Annotated in this window: 20 protein-coding genes; 12 read left to right on the forward strand and 8 right to left on the reverse strand. The window is 39.2% G+C overall.

The annotated features are described in order from the left end of the window. Positions 1-16: 16 nt before the first annotated feature. The 4 genes from DOK79_RS07400 to DOK79_RS07415 form a co-directional block, all read right to left on the reverse strand. A complete protein-coding gene (locus tag DOK79_RS07400) occupies positions 17-1312 on the reverse strand; it encodes an ISL3 family transposase (protein ID WP_206859623.1) in 1296 nt (431 codons plus the stop codon). Positions 1313-1589: 277 nt separating this feature from the next. After that, complete coding sequence (locus DOK79_RS07405; RefSeq protein ID WP_206856860.1) at positions 1590-1760, reverse strand: hypothetical protein; 171 nt, start codon at positions 1758-1760, stop codon at positions 1590-1592. Between the two features lie 73 nt (positions 1761-1833). Beyond that, positions 1834-2292, reverse strand: a complete 459-nt coding sequence (locus DOK79_RS07410; protein ID WP_206856850.1) for an acyl-CoA thioesterase — start codon at positions 2290-2292, stop codon at positions 1834-1836. 13 nt (positions 2293-2305) lie between these two features. Next, on the reverse strand, positions 2306-3133 hold the full coding sequence (locus DOK79_RS07415; RefSeq protein ID WP_206856849.1) for an NAD(P)H-hydrate dehydratase: 828 nt from the start codon (positions 3131-3133) through the stop codon (positions 2306-2308). 143 nt (positions 3134-3276) lie between these two features. Here DOK79_RS07415 and pepV point away from each other — a divergent pair, with 143 nt between their 5' ends. The 6 genes from pepV to DOK79_RS07445 all read left to right on the forward strand — a co-directional run bounded on the left by pepV (position 3277) and on the right by DOK79_RS07445 (position 9385). Further along, positions 3277-4695, forward strand: coding sequence for a dipeptidase PepV (gene pepV / locus DOK79_RS07420; RefSeq protein ID WP_206856848.1), 1419 nt, complete (start codon positions 3277-3279; stop codon positions 4693-4695). Between the two features lie 314 nt (positions 4696-5009). Further along, positions 5010-5714 carry a GntR family transcriptional regulator gene (locus DOK79_RS07425; RefSeq protein ID WP_206856843.1) on the forward strand — a complete coding sequence of 235 codons (705 nt, stop codon included), beginning with the start codon at positions 5010-5012 and terminating at the stop codon, positions 5712-5714. 169 nt (positions 5715-5883) lie between these two features. Next, positions 5884-7215 carry a PTS sugar transporter subunit IIC gene (locus tag DOK79_RS07430; protein ID WP_206856842.1) on the forward strand — a complete coding sequence of 444 codons (1332 nt, stop codon included), beginning with the start codon at positions 5884-5886 and terminating at the stop codon, positions 7213-7215. 57 nt (positions 7216-7272) lie between these two features. Beyond that, a complete protein-coding gene (locus DOK79_RS07435; protein WP_206856841.1) occupies positions 7273-8655 on the forward strand; it encodes a glycoside hydrolase family 1 protein in 1383 nt (460 codons plus the stop codon). A gap of 225 nt (positions 8656-8880) precedes the next feature. Further along, complete coding sequence (locus tag DOK79_RS07440; protein ID WP_206856840.1) at positions 8881-9060, forward strand: hypothetical protein; 180 nt, start codon at positions 8881-8883, stop codon at positions 9058-9060. Positions 9061-9199: 139 nt separating this feature from the next. Next, positions 9200-9385 (forward strand): hypothetical protein, encoded by a 186-nt coding sequence (locus DOK79_RS07445; protein WP_206856838.1) that lies wholly within the window; start codon positions 9200-9202, stop codon positions 9383-9385. 115 nt (positions 9386-9500) lie between these two features. Here DOK79_RS07445 and DOK79_RS07450 read toward each other — a convergent pair whose 3' ends face one another. Next, positions 9501-9881: a PH domain-containing protein gene (locus DOK79_RS07450; RefSeq protein WP_206856837.1), complete on the reverse strand. Its 381-nt coding sequence runs from the start codon at positions 9879-9881 to the stop codon at positions 9501-9503. A 217-nt stretch (positions 9882-10098) separates the two neighbouring features. Here DOK79_RS07450 and DOK79_RS07455 point away from each other — a divergent pair, with 217 nt between their 5' ends. Continuing rightward, positions 10099-11559: an NAD-dependent succinate-semialdehyde dehydrogenase gene (locus tag DOK79_RS07455; protein ID WP_206856835.1), complete on the forward strand. Its 1461-nt coding sequence runs from the start codon at positions 10099-10101 to the stop codon at positions 11557-11559. A gap of 152 nt (positions 11560-11711) precedes the next feature. Here the strand turns inward: DOK79_RS07455 and DOK79_RS07460 are convergent, their stop codons facing one another. Continuing rightward, complete coding sequence (locus tag DOK79_RS07460; RefSeq protein WP_206856833.1) at positions 11712-12668, reverse strand: glycosyltransferase family 2 protein; 957 nt, start codon at positions 12666-12668, stop codon at positions 11712-11714. A 141-nt stretch (positions 12669-12809) separates the two neighbouring features. Beyond that, positions 12810-13160, reverse strand: coding sequence for a PepSY domain-containing protein (locus DOK79_RS07465; protein ID WP_206856830.1), 351 nt, complete (start codon positions 13158-13160; stop codon positions 12810-12812). A gap of 198 nt (positions 13161-13358) precedes the next feature. On the opposite strand from DOK79_RS07465, the gene pepA reads away from it, so the two are divergent. The 4 genes from pepA to ytpR all read left to right on the forward strand — a co-directional run bounded on the left by pepA (position 13359) and on the right by ytpR (position 16228). Beyond that, positions 13359-14438, forward strand: a complete 1080-nt coding sequence (gene pepA / locus DOK79_RS07470; RefSeq protein ID WP_206856824.1) for a glutamyl aminopeptidase — start codon at positions 13359-13361, stop codon at positions 14436-14438. Positions 14439-14540: 102 nt separating this feature from the next. Further along, positions 14541-14879: a thioredoxin family protein gene (locus DOK79_RS07475; RefSeq protein WP_339093310.1), complete on the forward strand. Its 339-nt coding sequence runs from the start codon at positions 14541-14543 to the stop codon at positions 14877-14879. Positions 14880-14903: 24 nt separating this feature from the next. Then, a complete protein-coding gene (locus DOK79_RS07480; RefSeq protein WP_206856819.1) occupies positions 14904-15359 on the forward strand; it encodes a universal stress protein in 456 nt (151 codons plus the stop codon). A 263-nt stretch (positions 15360-15622) separates the two neighbouring features. Continuing rightward, positions 15623-16228: a YtpR family tRNA-binding protein gene (ytpR, locus tag DOK79_RS07485; RefSeq protein WP_206856818.1), complete on the forward strand. Its 606-nt coding sequence runs from the start codon at positions 15623-15625 to the stop codon at positions 16226-16228. Between the two features lie 53 nt (positions 16229-16281). Here ytpR and DOK79_RS07490 read toward each other — a convergent pair whose 3' ends face one another. Next, positions 16282-17583, reverse strand: a complete 1302-nt coding sequence (locus DOK79_RS07490; RefSeq protein ID WP_206856816.1) for a S1C family serine protease — start codon at positions 17581-17583, stop codon at positions 16282-16284. A gap of 427 nt (positions 17584-18010) precedes the next feature. On the opposite strand from DOK79_RS07490, the gene rlmH reads away from it, so the two are divergent. Then, positions 18011-18490 (forward strand): 23S rRNA (pseudouridine(1915)-N(3))-methyltransferase RlmH, encoded by a 480-nt coding sequence (gene rlmH, locus DOK79_RS07495; RefSeq protein ID WP_206856814.1) that lies wholly within the window; start codon positions 18011-18013, stop codon positions 18488-18490. The last annotated feature ends 12 nt before the right edge of the window (positions 18491-18502 follow it).

Consider the following 18502-nt stretch of genomic DNA (forward strand, 5'->3'; position numbering starts at 1 on the left):
CTCCGGATTTTCTTCGTTATTTGACGTGAATGACTTGATTCGTCAAAAAGATTCGGATGCGCATGTTCTCAAATGATTTAAAGCCATAAGACACTCGTTTGAGTGTTTTGATGTGGGTGTTTTTTGCTTCAATTTTCCCATTAGAGTAAGGATAAATCAAAGAATGACGAATCCCTTCTTCATAGCTCAGAAGATTTTGTAGTTTTAGCCGAAATTCTTTATCTAATGTTTCTGGTAACTGATGCAAGAGAGTGAAAAATGACTCGTGGTCTTTGTCACGAAAGGCATCCGCTAGTTCATGGAACGCTTGATAGGCGACTTTCAAGGCAGTTGAAGCACTTAATAAACGGTCAAGCACCATGGCTTCTGTCAGGTAAGGATACTTTGGGGCACGAAAGCTACGCCAAGTTTTATATTCTGTGTGGTTGATATTCTTCCGATTTTTGGTGAGTAAGCGCCAATGGCTTTTTAATTTCCTTGGCATTGTCCGATTGCCCGAAGCAATCAGGCGTTTCATTTCACGGACACGAAAATCTTGGAACGCTTGATTCATGTGTTTGATCACATGAAAACGATCAATGACCAGTTTGGCATGAGGAAATACTTTTTTTGTTAGTTGAAAATACGCCGCATTCATATCAGTAACTAAATAGTCGACGTCAGATGGATTCACACATGTCTGGAAATAAGTGGTCAACCGAGACAATTTTCGAGTGGGTAAGATATCAACTAATTGCCCGGTTTCCCCATCGGCACAAATAAAACTCATCTTATCTTCTGAGGATACATGGGAACGAAATTCATCGACCATCAATACTTTGGGCAGGTGGCGCTTGGCTTGTTTTGGTAAATAGGTTTTTAACGACTTCAAAATACGCGTCACCGTTGGAATAGACACCTGGCAATGCTTTGCGATAAAAGATAAGGAGACCTTTTCGGTGAGTAAAGCAATGATTTTCATTTTTACATGCTCGGCAATCGAATGATTTGGCCGAACAAAATAGCTTTGGGCTGTCCAATGGGTATGGCAGTTTCTACAGTGATAACGTTGTTTCTTCAGCCGCATGATTAGCGGTAAATGGTTGAATTGATCGAAACGAATGCAGGTCATTTTCTTGCCATTTTTGACAATGACCGTTTTCCCCTTCGAATCTCTCACGGCAGAGCCACAAGTCAAACAAGCAGAAGTAGGAGGAGCTAACACTGCGTCAATAACTAAAGTATTGGTTTGATGGAACGTTTCGTAAGAAACATCTTGGATGGTTAAATATTTATCTGTTAATCGGAGCATTTTTTTGATAGAATTTTCCATAGAGCATATCGTCCTCTCAGTTGTTTATTTTGTGGTGATTTAATCATACTAGAGAACGATATGTTTTTTAATACCCAAAAAGAAAAAGTGGACTGACGAATCAGAATTGATTCATCAGTCCACTTTATTATAGAGCCTGTTTTCTTAGATGTGGTTTTTTTAGCAAGGTACTCCAAGGAAAAGAACACAAAAATAGAGCCGCCAACCGATTGGTTTGTCGACTCTTTTCAATACATATCCATGATGCGAACATCTCATCCTTTCACGAAAGCAACAGTCAATTTGGGCGAACTTCCTGCAGTTGTTTGACACGACCACCGATTTGATTGGCAAAGGTTTCTGATTCTTTTTTGTCTTTGAAGACAAGCAAGTTTTCCGGGTTTTTTTCACGTGTGCGACAGCCAGTTTTATCAATATAACCGTGTAGTACTTTCACGACATACATCATAATCACCTGCTTTTTTTCTTTCCATTATACAAATCGGAGGTTAAAAGGCAAGAAAAAACACTTATTTTTCAACTTATTTTTTGATTGTTGCAGAAGCGTGATCTGTATCGAGTTTTGCATAAGTGTGAAATAAGGCATCTAATTCGGGATTGATACGACTTAGTTTTGCTAAACGTTGGTTTTCTGCGAGCAGGAAACAATGTTGGCTCGTACCAGTTGTTCGTAATCGCTGATCTTCTGTACCATAGATCTCATAGCGGAAATTTAGGCGCGTTCCCGTGTAGCTCTCGATGATCGGTTGGATACGAATACTATCGCCATAGCGGATCATTTCTTTGTATTCGCAACTCACACCTAATACAGGAATAATGATTCCTTGTTCTTCGATTTTCTTATAACTAAAGTCTAAATGTTCCAATAACGCAACACGTGCTTCTTCAAACCAACGGATATAATTGCTGTGATGAATGATTCCCATTTGGTCGGTTTCGTAGTAAAAAGGCTCTCTGATGTAGCCAGTATATTTTTCCATGCGTCTGCTCCTTCTATTTTTGGCTAAAATAATGCATCCATTTTGGGATTTCTTTACTGATTTGAGTCGGTAAAACGACATACTGCTCTTTTGCTAATTGGTCACCAATAAAACTATGCAAATAGACAGCGGCACTGATCGTTTTTTCGTTTTTGGGAAACTGAGCTAAAAAACCAGCAATCATGCCAGCTAAAGTATCACCCATCCCCCCAGTAGCCATTGCTGGTGAGCCGGCTGGATTGGGATAGTTCCCTTTTGGCCCATAGATCGTCGTTTGATGACTTTTTAAAACAAGGAATGCACCTAATTCTTGCTGCTTTTGCTGATTATGTTCCTGAGTTTGCTCATCCAAGTTCAAACCGCTGACCCGTTGCCATTCCATTTGATGCGGGGTGAGTACGGTTTGTTCTGGATAAGGTAGGGCAAGGGAATGTGTAGCAAGTAACGTCAATGCGGAGCCATCAATGACGATCCATTGTTTTTTCGTTTGATTGGTCAGGGTAAATTGCAGAAGCGCAAGACTTTGTTGGTTCGTTCCTAACCCTGGACCAATGAGTAAGACGTCAGCATCTTCAAAAGCCGAATGCCATGTTTCTTTATTTGTCCAATCTCCCACCATTGCCTCGGGTAAATGACTATGGACTGCCACATGGTTGTTAGGATCAGTCACGACAGTCGTTAAACCAGCGCCACTATGGACAGCTGCTAATGCGCTCATGATGATCGCGCCACCAAACTGTTCATTTCCGCCAATCAGCACGACTTTGCCATACGTACCTTTATGCGATTCGATAGGGCGAGGAGTAATCACTTGCTGGAGTAGTTTTTCGTTTAATTCCATGGGGAAAGCCTCCTTTTTTTCATTATAGCCCATAATTTTTAAGGAAAAAACTGTTTCGTTTAGCCGTTGTCTGATTTTTTAAACAATTCTCCTGATTTATGTTATGATGAACTCGTAGACTGAATGAGTGGAGGAGTAACTTTATGACAATCAATTGGCAAAAAGAAGTCGAAGCACGTAAAGAAGACTTGCTTGAAGACTTAAAAAATCTTTTACGCGTGAGCAGTGAACGTGATGATTCACAAGCAACGGAAGATGCACCGTTTGGACCTGGTCCTCGTGACGCATTGAAACACATGCTTGCATATGGCGAACGTGATGGTTTCGTTGTAAAAAACGTGGACAATTACGCAGGTCACATCGATCTAGGTGAAGGGGACGAAACGTTAGGTATTTTTGGACATATGGACGTTGTACCAGCTGGCGATGGCTGGGATACAGACCCTTACGAACCAGTAATCAAGGATGGGAAAATCTTTGCTCGCGGATCAAGCGATGACAAAGGACCAAGTATGGCTGCATACTATGCAATGAAAATCATCAAAGACTTAGACTTAGAATTATCGAAAAAAGTTCGTTTTGTCGTAGGTAGCGATGAAGAGAGTGGTTGGGCAGACATGGCTTACTACTTTGAACATGAAGAAGAACCTGATTTTGGTTTCTCACCAGATGCAGAATTCCCGATCATCAACGGAGAAAAAGGAAATGTTTCTTTTGCTTTGCGTTTTAAAGGCGATAATGCCGGCGACTATGTATTGAAATCATTTACGTCTGGTTTACGTGAAAACATGGTGCCAGGAACAGCAACTGCAAAAATTGAAGTACCAAGTGCAGATTCAGCGATTGCTTTAGAAAAAGCATTTTACGAATTTGTTGAAGCAAATCCAATCAGCGGAACGATCGAAGCAGAGCATACATTTGTCACGATCAATGTAGTTGGTAAAGGCGCACACGGTGCAAGCCCACAATCTGGGATCAACGCAGGCTCTTTCTTAGCAAGCTTCCTTGATAACTACGAGTTTATTGGTGCAGCCAAACAATTCATCCATGTGGCAGCAGCCTACGTCCATGAAGACTTCTATGGCGAGAAACTAGGCGTTGCTCATGAAGATGAAAAAATGGGTAAACTAACAATGAACGCTGGCTTGTTTGCGTTTAAAGAAAATGGATCAGAAGACGATAACTACATCAACATGAATTTCCGTTTCCCTAAAGGCACGACTACAGATGAATTGGAAAGCAAGCTGAACGAAACAGTCGCAGCAGAAGGCGCAACTGTCACTCGTGGCGCTCGTGTGATGGAACCACATTATGTACCAATGGATGATCCATTGGTTGAAACATTGTTGCAAGTCTACGAAGATCATACTGGCGAAAAAGGCTACGAACAAATCATCGGTGGCGGCACATACGGACGTTTATTGAAACGTGGGGTCGCTTATGGCGCAATGTTCCCAGGTTACACAGATACGATGCACCAAGCAAACGAATTTATGAGTCTAGATGACTTATTCCGTGCTACGGCGATTTATGCGGATGCCATCTACCGTTTGGCGAAGTAAAAATTGAAAACATGTTTGTTCGTAATAAAGCAATAATTGCGAAAATCAGAAATAGTTGTACGTTTATTTTTGATCAAACATGATAAAATTCAATAGGTAATAAGCGATAAAGCCTTGAGTGGCAAATGACCTTCAGAGAAGTGAGATTCTCTGAAGGCTTTTTTTGACTCTGAATATTGCTTATTTGAATAAATGAATAAACATTAGGTTAACAAATCGATTATTTATTCGTTATAGTTGTAAAGGTTGTTTACAATTGTTTGTTTATCTAATATTATAATAAGTGTATACAAATTTTTGGAGGTGAAATAAATATGCCTAAATATATAGAAATCGCGCACTCTTTGAAAAATAAAATCATTGAAGGGGTGTTTAAAGAAGGCGAGCTATTACCGAATCAAGAAGCTTTAGCAAAAACCTACAATACGAGCCGAGTAACGATTAGAAAAGCGATACAACTGTTGATTGACGAATCTTTACTATACACAAGACGAGGCTCAGGGACATATGTTAGAAGTAACATTAAAAAGGACAATGAGAATGTCACGCAAATCAATAGTGTATTTGGCACTTCTGCGCAAGAAGGTACAGAGGTGACGAGTAAAATCATTCGCTTTGATGTGCGTTTTCCAACTTCTTATGAATCCGAGGAGCTGCAAATAAAAGCGACTGATCCGGTCTATGACATCAAGCGTGTGAGGTATGTCAATGGGGAGGCTAGAAGTATTGAAAGTTCGATCATGCCGCTCAAGTACATCAAAGATTTGGATGAAGAAATCTTGAAGGGTTCGATCTATAACTATATCAGAGAAGAGCTGGGGTATGTGGTCAGTGCGGCCCGTCGCGTGATTATTGCTTCTAAAGCTAATCATCTAGACAGCGAAGAATTTGGGATTGAAGTAGGAGAGCCAATCTTGGAAACAAATCAGATCGTCTTTTTTGATGATGGCACGCCGTTTGATTTATCTAAGACAAGATATCCTTACACATCTGGAAAAATCGTCGCGGATATCAATTAAAAATAATAGTTAAAGGACTTTACTTGTAACGATCAAGTGAGGTCTTTTTCTTTTATTCGAAAAATAAGTATACACTAATATAAATATTGTATTTACAAAAACGCTTACAGGTGATATTATGTATTAAAAGTTGGTATACAACTATAGACAATTTAGGAGGTACAAATAAATGGATGAGAGAAAAAGGGAAGCTTTGATGGGGAAATTTGTGTTAACAGCTCAAAAAATCGGTAATCAAATTTATTTAAGAACGTTACGCGATTCATTTGCTACTATTATGCCTTTATTCATTTTAGCGGGTATTGCTATTTTAATTAATTCAGTCGTGTTAGATCCATCGGGGTGGTTCCAAAATATGATCAGCGCGGATACGATGGTCTCTTGGCAAAACTGGGGCTCGATCATTACGAACGCGACCCTTAATATCACTGGGATCATCCTTGTGATCACGATTGGCTATTTCTTATCAAAAAATAGAGAATATGATAACCCGATTGGTGTCGTGATCGCTGTTGTTCCAGCATTTTTGACGTTGCTTCCAACAATGATCGAGACAACGCCGATCGGTGCGGAGACTGCTGTGGAAATCGGTGGGGTCATCAGTTATGGGAATATTGGTTCAAAAGGCGTTTTTGCTGCGATCATTACTGGATTATTGGCAACAGAGCTATATATTCGTTTGACACGTTCTAAAAAATTACAAGTCAACTTAGGTGATAGCGTTCCGCCAGCAGTAGGAAAATCATTTAACACGATGTTCCCATTGATTATTGTCGTGTCATTGTTTGCTTTTGCCTCATTCTTGATCCAACTAACAGGAAATGATTTCATGAGGATCATTGAGCAATTCATCCAAGAACCGTTACGTGGTGTAGGGACTTCATTTTTTGGTTACTTATTTTTAGTTTGCTTTGGGAATTTACTCTTTTCTTTTGGGATTCATCAATCGGTCATCACAGGCCCGATCCTAGATCCATTATTGATGGTCAATATGAATGAGAACATGGCAGCGACTGCGAATGGGGAAGCTGCGCCTCATATCATCAACTCAGCGTTCCATCAAGTATATGGTGCTTTGATGGGTGGTACTGGTTCAACCATTGCTTTAGTGATCGCCATTTTGATTTTTAGCCGTTATCAAGCATATAAAGATTTGTCCAAATTAGCGTTAGGTCCTAATATTTTCAACATCAATGAACCTGTGATTTTCGGGTTACCGATCGTCTTCAACTTACCGATGATCATTCCTTTTGTATTATCCCCGATCGTTGGTACGACGATTGGCTATTTAGCAACATCGATGGATCTAGTCAATCGCTGCGTGGTGACAATTCCTTGGACGACACCACCATTTTTAAGTGGATTTTTAGCAACAGCCGGTGATTGGCGAGCAATCGTTGTGCAGGCAGTCATTATCGTTGCCTTGGTATTCTTCTATCTGCCATTCTTAAAAATCAGTGAACGGGTGGCTCGTACAAATGCTGAAATGAGTCTTTCTTAAACAGATTACTAAAAGAAATCGATGAACGATTAATAGAACAATGATTGGAATGAGAAGATGGGAAAGAAAAAATTTTTCTGGGGAGATTCCTCCTCAAGTATGCAAACGGAAGGTGCTTGGAACGAAGGTGGCAAAGGGCCATCTGTTTATGACATTCGTGAAGCCACTGAAACTACTTCGGATTGGAAACATGGGATCGATCGTTACAACAGATATGAAGAAGATCTCGATTTGATGCAAGAAATGGGCATGAACTTCTATCGCTTTCAAACGTCTTGGTCACGCGTCAATCCACAGGGCGATGGGGCATTCAATGAAGAAGGACTCTTATTTTATGATCGCTATATCGATGCGATGTTGAAACGGAATATCGAACCGATGCTTTGTCTTTATCATTTTGATATGCCACTCCATCTTGCACAAAATCACGAAGGGTTTATGAGTAAACATGTCGTAGATGCTTTTGTGGAATATGGGAAAAAGATGGTAGACCGCTACAAGCATAAAGTGAAGTATTGGGTAACGTTCAACGAACAAAACTTATATTCGACACCTTTAGCGCTGCTATATGGTGGAACATTGAATACGGAAGATACAGCGGATAATATTCATCAAATCGCGCATAATATCATGGTCGCACATGCCAAAATCGCTAACTATATCCATGAAACGACAGATGGACAAATCGGTGGAATGCTCGCTTATTCCAATATGTACCCTGCGACAAATCATCCCAAAGATGTATTAGTTGCGAGAGAATGGGATGAATTTATCAATCAGAATCTTTTAGATGCCTTTTGTGGACGCGGTTATTCAAAACAAGTTTTGACGTTTGAAAAACAACATTTGAACGTAGATATGACAGAAGCAGAACTTACTGAAATCAGTAAAGTAACAAGTGACTATTTAGCATTCAGTTACTATTGCACTGGAAGTATCAGTCATAAAAATATTCCAGCAGATGTTGCACCAAATTATTATTTAACTTATGGTGAAGTGGAAAATCCATTTGTTTCAATGAACGAGTGGGGTCTAGGAATCGATCCCCTTGGGTTTAGAGATATCATTAACAAGATGTATCAAAAATATGATGTGCCGATTTTTCCTGTCGAAAACGGCATAGGTACTCAGGAAAAGTGGGAGGACAACCAACCCATTCAAGACGATTACCGAATTTTTTATCATGAACAGCACATCAAAGCGATGCAAGATGCTATGCATATTGACGGCTGCGAAGTGCTAGGCTACCTTGGTTGGGGGTTGATTGATTTACCTAGCTCAAAAGGTGATATGGAAAAAAGATACGGAATGGTTTACGTGAATAGAGGGAATCATGATTTACGTGATATGAAACGTGTACCAAAGAAAAGTTTCTATTGGTTCAAAGAGTTTCTTGAAAAAGAACAAAAATCATCGAATGATCAAACAACAGTAAAATAAGATGGAAAAAAGCTGTCTGTATCCGCTTGATCAAGTGGGTATAGATAGTTTTTTTATCTATTGATTCGGTTTAAAACATAGACACATTGCTCAAGATGGTCGCTGAGTGTAAGAGATCATTTTTCCTTTTCTTCCATAAAGGAAAGTCTTTTTTTATTTTTCAAAAAAATTCGTTCGTTCTGCCTACATTTATTCAGTAGAATAGTTGCTAAAGGAGGGATTACGATGGAATACGAAACATTAGAAAGTCTTAGAGAAAGACAACAACAAAAATTAGAAACAATGAAAAAACAAGCGATGAGTGAAGTGGACAGGAAGAAAGAAGGAGAGCAACAAAGAAAAGAAACATTACATAGTGGGGAATCTCAAGCTGTTGAGCAAAGCGACAAAAATAAAGAGAGATAAATTTTTCAACCATTCAATGTGTGGGATTGAAAATACTTGAATGTCCAATTTTCTTAGTCGATTGATGCTACTTCCTAAATCCCTATGATTGTAGTGGGATTTAGGGAATCAAGGCGATTCAAAAGAAAGGAGAAGGATCATGGAAGAAAAAGAGCTGGATAAAATAAAAGAGAAAAGAAAAGAAGAAATCGAAGGTATGAAACAGCGTTCTTTTGCAGAAATAAGTAAAATAAAAGCGAAGAACATGAAAAAACTTAAACTAAACAAAGAGAACTTCAAAGAAAAAAGAGCAAAGGATCAAAAAAATGAAGGCCGTGCATTATAAAGTGTTCACTATTTAAAAAAGAGTTTCTCACAGCAGTCGTCAATAGTTAAAAATCAGCCTACCCACCAAAGCTTGGAGTGTTTTGGTGGGCAGGCTCTTTTTATTGATCGTGAGATTAAGATAAAACAGCCGCTGCTAGCGCTTGTTGGACGGCGATGATATTCTTATCTTTTCTGAATTGTAGCGATTCAGCGGGTAATTCTGCACTAGAGATCCAAATCTTTAGTTCGGCATCTAAATCGAAATGTCCGCTTGTTTCAATCGAAAAACGTGAAATCGAGCGATAAGGAATCGATTTATATTCGCTTTTTTTGCCAGTCATTCCTTGTTTATCAACGATGATCATTCGTCGATCCGTAAAAATAATCAAATCGCGTACTAATTTGAATGCTAACTCGACCTGTTCTGTTGGAATCAAGATTTCTTGAACTTCTCTCGTAATATTCGTTGTATCTTTTTGAGTGGCATTGCCCATCAAGCCATCAAATAGTCCCATAAAAGCACCCCTTTGGTCATAGAATAAAAAAGCAAGTATTTCTTAAAGTCATTGTAACAAAGCTTTTGAATGAACTATAGTTTTATTATTCAAAAATAAGAAAAAACTATATGATTCATACGAATGATTTCAAAAAACTATCCTTAAACAGATGGTTTGAGGTTTGACTTTATTAATGTTACGGTTGTTATGTAATTGAGAATAAAGGAGGCAAACTATGGGCAAGTATGATTTACCGCAAGTAGAAACGCATCTTTATATTAATGGCAAATGGATTGAAGGATCTGAGGGCACAGTCGATGTTATCAATCCGGCAACTGGAGAAACGTTAGTAAGTGTGCAACAAGGTGGCGAAAAAGAGACAAAAGAAGCAATCGAAGCTGCGAATAAAGCATTTGAAGGCTGGTCAAGAACAGCACCAAGTGAACGAGCAAAACTAATGAACAAAATGGCTGATTTGGTCGAAGAAGATCGTGAACGTTTAGCAAAAATCATGACGATGGAACAAGGGAAACCTCTTGCTCAAGCCTCTTCTGAGATCCAAACAAATGTCGAAAATCTTCGATGGAATGCGGCACAAGGCCAACGAATCATGGGAGAGATCATTCCTTCACCTGATGGCAAAGAATGGCAAGCACGTAAACAACCAGTCGGTGTCGTAGGTGCGATCACACCATGGAACTTTCCTTCCAACATGATCATTCGCAAAATCTCGCCGGCAATCGCCGCAGGGTGTACGGTTGTCCTAAAACCAGCAAAATCAACGCCATTATCGGCACTTGCGTTAATGGAGCTATTTCATAAAGCTGGCTTTCCAGATGGTGTTGTAAATATCGTCATGGGTGATTCCTCAACGATCGGGAAGATTTTATCTGAATCGGATGACATCCAAAAGATCACCTTTACTGGCTCAACAGAAGTCGGACAAATCTTAAATGAACAAGCAGCACCTACCTTGAAAAAAGTTTCTATGGAGTTAGGTGGACATGCGCCATTTATCATTTTCCCAGATGCGGATGTAGAGTTAGCCGTAGATACACTGATCAAAACAAAATTTATCAATAATGGGCAAGTATGTACGTCACCGAATCGAATCTTTATCCATAAAGAGATCAAAGAGCAAGCAACCAAATTGATCGTGGAAAAAATCAAAGAAGTGACCGTAGGCAATGGACTGGATGATCCAACTACGGGACCATTGATCAATCAAGAAGGTGTTGAAAAGGTCGAAGAACAGCTAAAAGATGCTGTAGCTAAAGGCGCAGAGATCTTAGCGGGCGGTCACCGACTCACAGACGGAGACTATGCAAATGGCTTCTTCTTTGAACCAACAGTTTTAGACGGTGTGAAAAAGGAAATGGACATTTTCTATAACGAAACATTTGGTCCAGTGATCCCAATCATTACGTTTGAAGAAGAAGAGCAAGTGATCAAAGATGCGAATGATACGATCTTCGGTTTAGCATCCTATTTCTTTGCAACAAATATCCATACGATCAACAATGTAAGCAATAAATTGCAATATGGTATGGTTGGCGTCAACAACACAGCTATCTCAAACTCTGCCACGCCATTTGGTGGGGTTAAACATTCAGGGTTTGGACGTGAAAACGGCACATTCGGCGTAGAAGAATACGTTGAAGTGAAGTTTGTCACGATTGCGACAGAAAATGAATAGAAAAACACTTTATTAAGAGTGGGAGACCTTCCATTCTAAAACCATAGTCAAAAATACCCGAACGAATATTGAGCCATTGCAGAAATCACCACCATTTTTCGGTGAGAAGCAAACTCTTTATCGTTCGGGTATTTTATTGTAAAATATTATAGCTAAGATTCTTTATTATTCTGGTGGTATTCATGGTACACATGATAGAGATTTAGTTCGTACTCTTTTTTCGCATTCGTAACGACGGTATCTAAAATCATACCGGTAACTAGCGAAAGTAAAGCTAAGATCATCAACCCTGTACTGAGAATAGCTGAAGGAACTTTAGTAATAAAGCTCGTCAACATAAACTCTCGAATCACAGGAATCCCAGTGAATAGGCCGGCTAAAAAGAATATGACTGTCCAGATATTGAAAAATAAGATTGGTTTATAGTCTTTGCACATTTTGATGATCATCATGATGACTTTAAATCCATCTGAAAATGTATTCAGCTTTGATTCGCTGCCTTCTGGACGGTCACGGTAATCAATAGGGAGCTCAACTAATTTGAATTTTTTATCTAAGGCGTGTATTGTCAATTCCGTTTCGATTTGGAAACCAGCACTCATGATCGGGAAACTTTTGACAAAAATACGATTGAATCCGCGGTAGCCCGTCATCACGTCTCTTATTTTTGTTTTATATAAACGAGTGATCGTATTTTTAACTAAATTATTGCCAAAATCATGGAACGCACGCTTATTTTCTTCAAAATAAGTGCCATTAGAAAGACGGTCGCCGATCACCATATCGGCTTCACCAGAACGCAATTTGTCTAAAAGTCCATGTACCGCTTCTGCCGGATAAGTATCATCTCCATCTACCATCAAATAGTAGTCGGCATCGATATCAAAAAACATTTGGCGGATAACATTTCCTTTTCCTTGACGAGGCTCTTTTTTGACAATTGCACCAGCGGCAACTGCTAAGTCGTAGGTTTTATCTGTTGAGTTATTATCATATACATAAATATCTGCTTCTGGTAACTCTCGTTTAAAGTCGGCAATGACTGTAGGAATCGTTGCTTCTTCATTATAACAAGGGATCAGGACAGCAATTTTTTCTTGTTGGACCATGTTTCACTCTCCTAAGTAATTTGAAAAAGTTCACACTAAGCATAACCTATCATGAACGTTTATACCAGTTTTTACGCAAAAAAAGAAGCTCTTATCCATAGGAAAACCTATTTCTAAGAGAATCTTTTAGAAAGAATGACATCAAGCATCCGTTCCTTTTTTTCTAGATATATCTAAAACAGTACCAGTATAAGCATCTGCTAAAAATTCATAGTAGACGACTTCCCCATCTTCTATACGAGAGATCCCACCACGATAGGCTTTAGAATGGATCGCGAATTTGCGTGTCGGTTCTTTTTCAAAGGAGATCCAAGAGCCTTCAATCGATCCTTCATCTAAAAATGCTTCTTTGATGGTAGCTAAGACTTCATCAGCGGACAATGTTTTATTGCGGTTGTACCACAATGCAGTTGCTACGCCACTTAATAATCCAAGACCAATTCCGACAGCTAAGCCACCTTTGAAATAGGCCTGTTCACTTTCTTCATACATGCTGCTAATCCCTCCTTTACATCTTCACAAGTTTCTTTGGTTTTATTTTACCACACTCTCGGATTTTCTTTGAAATAAATAACCGTTTTGAAATAAAATACGGTATAATAATCACGATAGATTTGTCCAGTTTTTTTTTGAGACAAATCAAAGCTGAGATTGAAGGGAGACAAGTCTAGATTTTAGACGATCATCATTATGGATAACAAAACATTTCAACGTATCAAAGAATTGACCGAATTACAAGGAACCAGCGGATTTGAACAAGATATCCGTGCTTACATGGAACAGCACATGGAGCCATTAGTTGATGAATTACAATTAGATGGATTAGGTGGGATCTTTGGATTACGCCATCACCAAGAGGCAGATGCCCCTCGCGTCATGGTTGCTGCCCACATGGACGAAGTTGGCTTTATGTTGACACAGATCCAAGACAATGGCTTGTTCAAAGTCGTTCCATTAGGCGGTTGGAACCCTTATGTGGTCTCTGCCCAACGCTTTACATTAAAAACATCAACGGGTAAAAATTACCCATGTATTTCTTCTTCAGTGCCACCACATTTATTGCGTGGTACAAGCGGACAAAAAGCAGTTGAAGTGACAGATATCTTATTTGATGCTGGCTTTGAATCAAAAGAAGAAGCAATGAGTTTTGGTGTGTTGCCAGGAGATACGATCGTTCCTTTTGCAGAAACAATCAAAACAGCGAATGGTAAAAACATCATCAGTAAGTCATGGGATAACCGCTACGGTTGTACGATGGTCTTGGAAGCATTAGAAGCCTTAGAAAAAGAAACATTAGGTCATACATTGATCGCCGGTGCTAACGTCCAAGAAGAAGTGGGCTTACGCGGCTCAAAAGCTTCAGTGAACAAATTCAAACCAGATTTATTCTTTGCTGTAGATTGCTCAGCTGCAGATGATACTGTGACGAAAAAAGGAACATTTGGCCACCTAGGGGAAGGCACATTGATGCGTATCCAAGATCCAGGATTGATCATGTTGCCACGTTTACGTGAATACCTATTGGATATCGCTGAAACAAACAATATTCCTTATCAATACTTCGTATCAAAAGGCGGTACCGACGCAGGTGCAGCGCATACACAAAATGAAGGAATCCCAAGTACTGTTATTGGTGTAGTCGGACGTTACATCCATACGCATCAAACAATGTTTAGTATCCGTGACTTTGAAGCAGCGAGAGAAATGTTGATCCAAACATTGAAAGGCTTAGATAAATCAACAGTAAATACGATCGTTTACGGAAAATAATCAATCAACGAGTAAAGGCTAGCCGCTTTTACTCGTTTTTTATTTTTTAGATATAGTTTGGTCAGTTTTTTGTAAAGGTGTATAATTTAAGTAGAACATAGAATAAGAAAGAAGTGTGATCAAATGATTATTCCTAAAAGTCTTGAGGAAGTAGCAGGTTATGTCGAAAAAGGCAATCATATCTTTTTCTTTACTGCCGATTGGTGTGGCGATTGTCGCTTTATCAAACCACAAATGCCAGAAATCGAGCGTCGCTTTTCAGAGTGGACGTTTGTAGAAATGGATCGAGATGCGTACATCGATTTAGCAGCAGAATGGAATATTTTCGGTATTCCAAGTTTTATTGTCATCAAAGATGGCAAAGAATTAGGACGCCTTGTCAACAAAGACCGTAAAACGAAAGAAGAAATCGAAGAATTCTTAACCAAAGCGATTCAGTAGTTAGAAACGAGAGGAGTGGCGAAAATGGAACAAGCATATAAGAAAATATTGGTTGGGATCGACGGAAGCGAGCAAGCCTTTGCTGCATTCAAAAAAGCCGTCGAGGTAGCTCGTAGAAACGAAGGAACAGTATACGTGACAAATGTAATCGACCAACAATTTTATCAGTTTATGGGATATACGCCTATTGACCAATCCTTGATCGATCAACAGACTGAAACAGCAAGACAATTGATTGATGAATGCAAAAATTACGGGAAATCTGTTGATTATCAGAAAATTGAAGGCGTTGTTGCTTATGGTTCCGTCAGAGAATCCATGGCAGTGAAACTGCCGAAGAAATACCAAATCGATTTGATCATGATCGGCCAATCAGGGTTGAATGCGGTTGAACGGTTTATGACAGGTAGTGTGGCAAGTTACGTGATTCGCCAAGCACCATGCGATGTTTTAGTCGTTTCAGAACCAAGAGAAGCCTGAGCCATTCAATGAAGAGCTAAAACAGCAAACATAAAAAGACAAGGAAACGAAAAATCTCATCTTTTCTTGTCTTTTTTGTGAGGAGTTCTTTCCTTAATTTGTTGAAAGACTTTCTAAGAGAATTTATCATGCAAGAACTCCCTTTTTTTGTTAAGATAAAGCAAGAGAGTTTGGCACTGGATTGCGTAGTTTTTTACAAAGAGCGAAGTACTCAGTTGCCAAGAATAAAAACAACTTCAACAAATGATATTGGAGGAAACAAAATGATTTTTGCTTATAATCGCGCACATGTGGGCGACACATTAATGGTGATCGTAGCCGACGATAAAGGAACGGAAAACACCGTTACACGTAAATGGAATGTTGCGCAAATCAAGGATGAATCTGGACAAATCGTTGCATGGAACTTTTTCCATATCTCAGATCACCTAACAATTGAAGGGAATGGCCAAGTAACGATCTCAGAAGAACAACTAGCTGAACTGAATCGTTTGATCAAGGAAGCCGGCTTTGAAGAAACACTTGAAAAAGACAATCAACCGAAAATCGTTATCGGTTACGTCAAAACTTGTGAACCTCATCCAGATTCAGATCATTTATCAGTGACTGAAACAGAAGTAGATGGTGGGGAAGTTTTACAAATCGTTTGTGGTGCACCAAATATTGAAGCAGGCCAAAAAGTAGTCGTTGCAAAACCAGGTGCAATGATGCCAGACGGTATGATGATTTGGCCTGGCGAGTTAAGAGGCGTCAAAAGCGACGGAATGATTTGTTCTGCAAAGGAACTGCATGTCCCTAATGTACCAGAGAAAAAAGGCATCTTGGTATTACCGGAAGATGCTGTCGTTGGCGAAGCATTTAAAATCTAATAGGTATAGAAAAAGACAAGTACCTCATCAAATTTGAGGTACCTGTCTTTTTCTTAATTATTTGAGCTGTTTGAATTATTTGAATTTCCTTGATTCAATGCGGTATTATCGATCGTCAATTCGATGTTTACTGTTTTTTCTTCTTCTCCACGGTAATAAGTGATCTTCACAGAGTCACCGACTTTTTTACCATAAAGCACAGATTGTAATTCAACACCAGAAGAAACTTCTGTATCATCAATTTTAGTGATAACATCATATTGTTCTAAGCCAGCTTTTTCCGCAGGAGTTGCTGGTTGAACAGAGCGGATGATCACGCCGTTTGTTACGGAAGAAGGTAATTTCAAGATTTGTTCCTGTTGTTGTGTAGAGACTGCTGAAAGATCAGTCATAGTGATACCTAGCGCAGGACGCGTCACTTTTCCATCTTTTTCAAGTTGGTTGATAATGTTTACGACATCATTACTTGGGATAGCAAAGCCCATTCCCTCAACGCTGACACTTGAAGAATCAGAAGTTGATGCAATTTTACTTGAATTGATACCGATCACTTGACCTTCAATGTTGACTAGTGGACCACCAGAGTTCCCAGGGTTGATGGCTGCATCTGTTTGGATCGCATTGATATTCACCGTTTCACCAGATTCATTTGTACTTGTCACTTGACGATTCAAGGAAGAAACGATTCCTGATGTTACGGAGTTCGCGTATTGAGAACCTAGAGGAGAACCAATCGCAATTGCTGGTTCGCCGACTTTCAATGAAGCAGAGTCGCCAAATGAAGCAACAGTGTCTACCTTGTCTGCACTGATTTTTAAAACGGCTAAATCAGTATAAGCATCTGTACCGACTAATTCAGCTTTCACTTTTGTACCATCTTTTAATAAAACTTCTAATCCCTGTTGTCCATCGACCACATGATTATTCGTTACGATATAAGCAGAATCGCCTTCTTTTTTATAGATCACGCCGCTACCTTCACTATAAGCTTGCAATTCACCGTCTTCGTCACCACTTCCTTGTTGCTGACCAAATAGTGAGCCAAACGGATCAGATGATGAACTTTGTTTTTGTAAATTGATGACAGAAACAACTGCCCCTTGTACTTTATCCACTGCGGAAGTGATATCTGAATCTACATTGACTTTCACATTTTCTACAACGGTTTCGCCTGACGCATTTTGTGTCCCGCTAGAAGAAGTTGTTACTGAATTTCCTCCCCCAGTCGCTGCATAAAAAATACCGAAAGTCAGTAATCCTCCAATCACGCCGCCAACTACGCCAAGACCTAGCTTACGCCAAGTGCCATTAGATTTTCTTTTTTTCATTTTTGGTGTCACATCTCTTCTGTCCATGTGATCTGCCTCCATTTATTATTTTCTTGATAAGTTAAGTATAGACTTATTTGCTAAATTTAGTCTACTTCCAGACTGTGAACTTTTTATGAAAAACTTTAGGAAAAATGATTGTTTCCATATGAAAAAATAAAATAGATAGTTATACACAGAGAATGTGGAAAACTAATTGTAAAAAATGCGAATAAGTAATGAATAAAGTTATCAACAGCTTGTGGGAAAAGTGGAAAAATCTGTGCGAAACATATGTTTGCTTAAGAAATACTTACGAAATAAGCACTAAAAAGGCCGGGTACTGTGGATAAACCTGTGGAAGATGTGCATAACTATGTGGGAAAACTTTTTTAAATCTCTTTGTTGAATAAGCATCCTCTATTATAATAAGAAGGTAAAATTCGATAGGAAAGAACGAGGGAAAGAAAATATTATGAATATAAAAATTATTTCAGTTGGAAAATTAAAAGAGAAATATTTGATACAAGGAATCAATGAATACGTCAAGCGACTTAAAGCTTATGGGAAAATCGAACTAGTCGAAGTACCTGACGAAAAAGCACCAGAAAATCTAAGCGATGCCCAAATGCGTCAAGTCAAAGAAAAAGAAGGCGAACGTATTCTTTCAAAAATCAAAGATCATGAATATGTCTACGCTCTAGCAATCCAAGGAGAAAATCCTACAAGCGAAGCCTTTGCCAAACAAATCGACCAATTAGGCATCCAAGGAAAAAGTCAGCTCGTCTTTGTCATCGGTGGGTCACTAGGATTAAGCGACGATGTCATGCAACGCAGCAATGCCCAAATCTCCTTCGGCAAAATGACCTATCCGCATCAACTAATGCGCCTGATCCTCGTTGAGCAAATTTATCGTGCGTTTCGGATCAATACGGGGGCTCCGTATCATAAGTGAGGATCGCAAAGT

The sequence above is a fragment of the Enterococcus sp. DIV1094 genome (assembly GCF_017316305.2).
Taxonomy (GTDB): Bacteria; Bacillota; Bacilli; order Lactobacillales; family Enterococcaceae; genus Enterococcus_B; species Enterococcus_B mangumiae.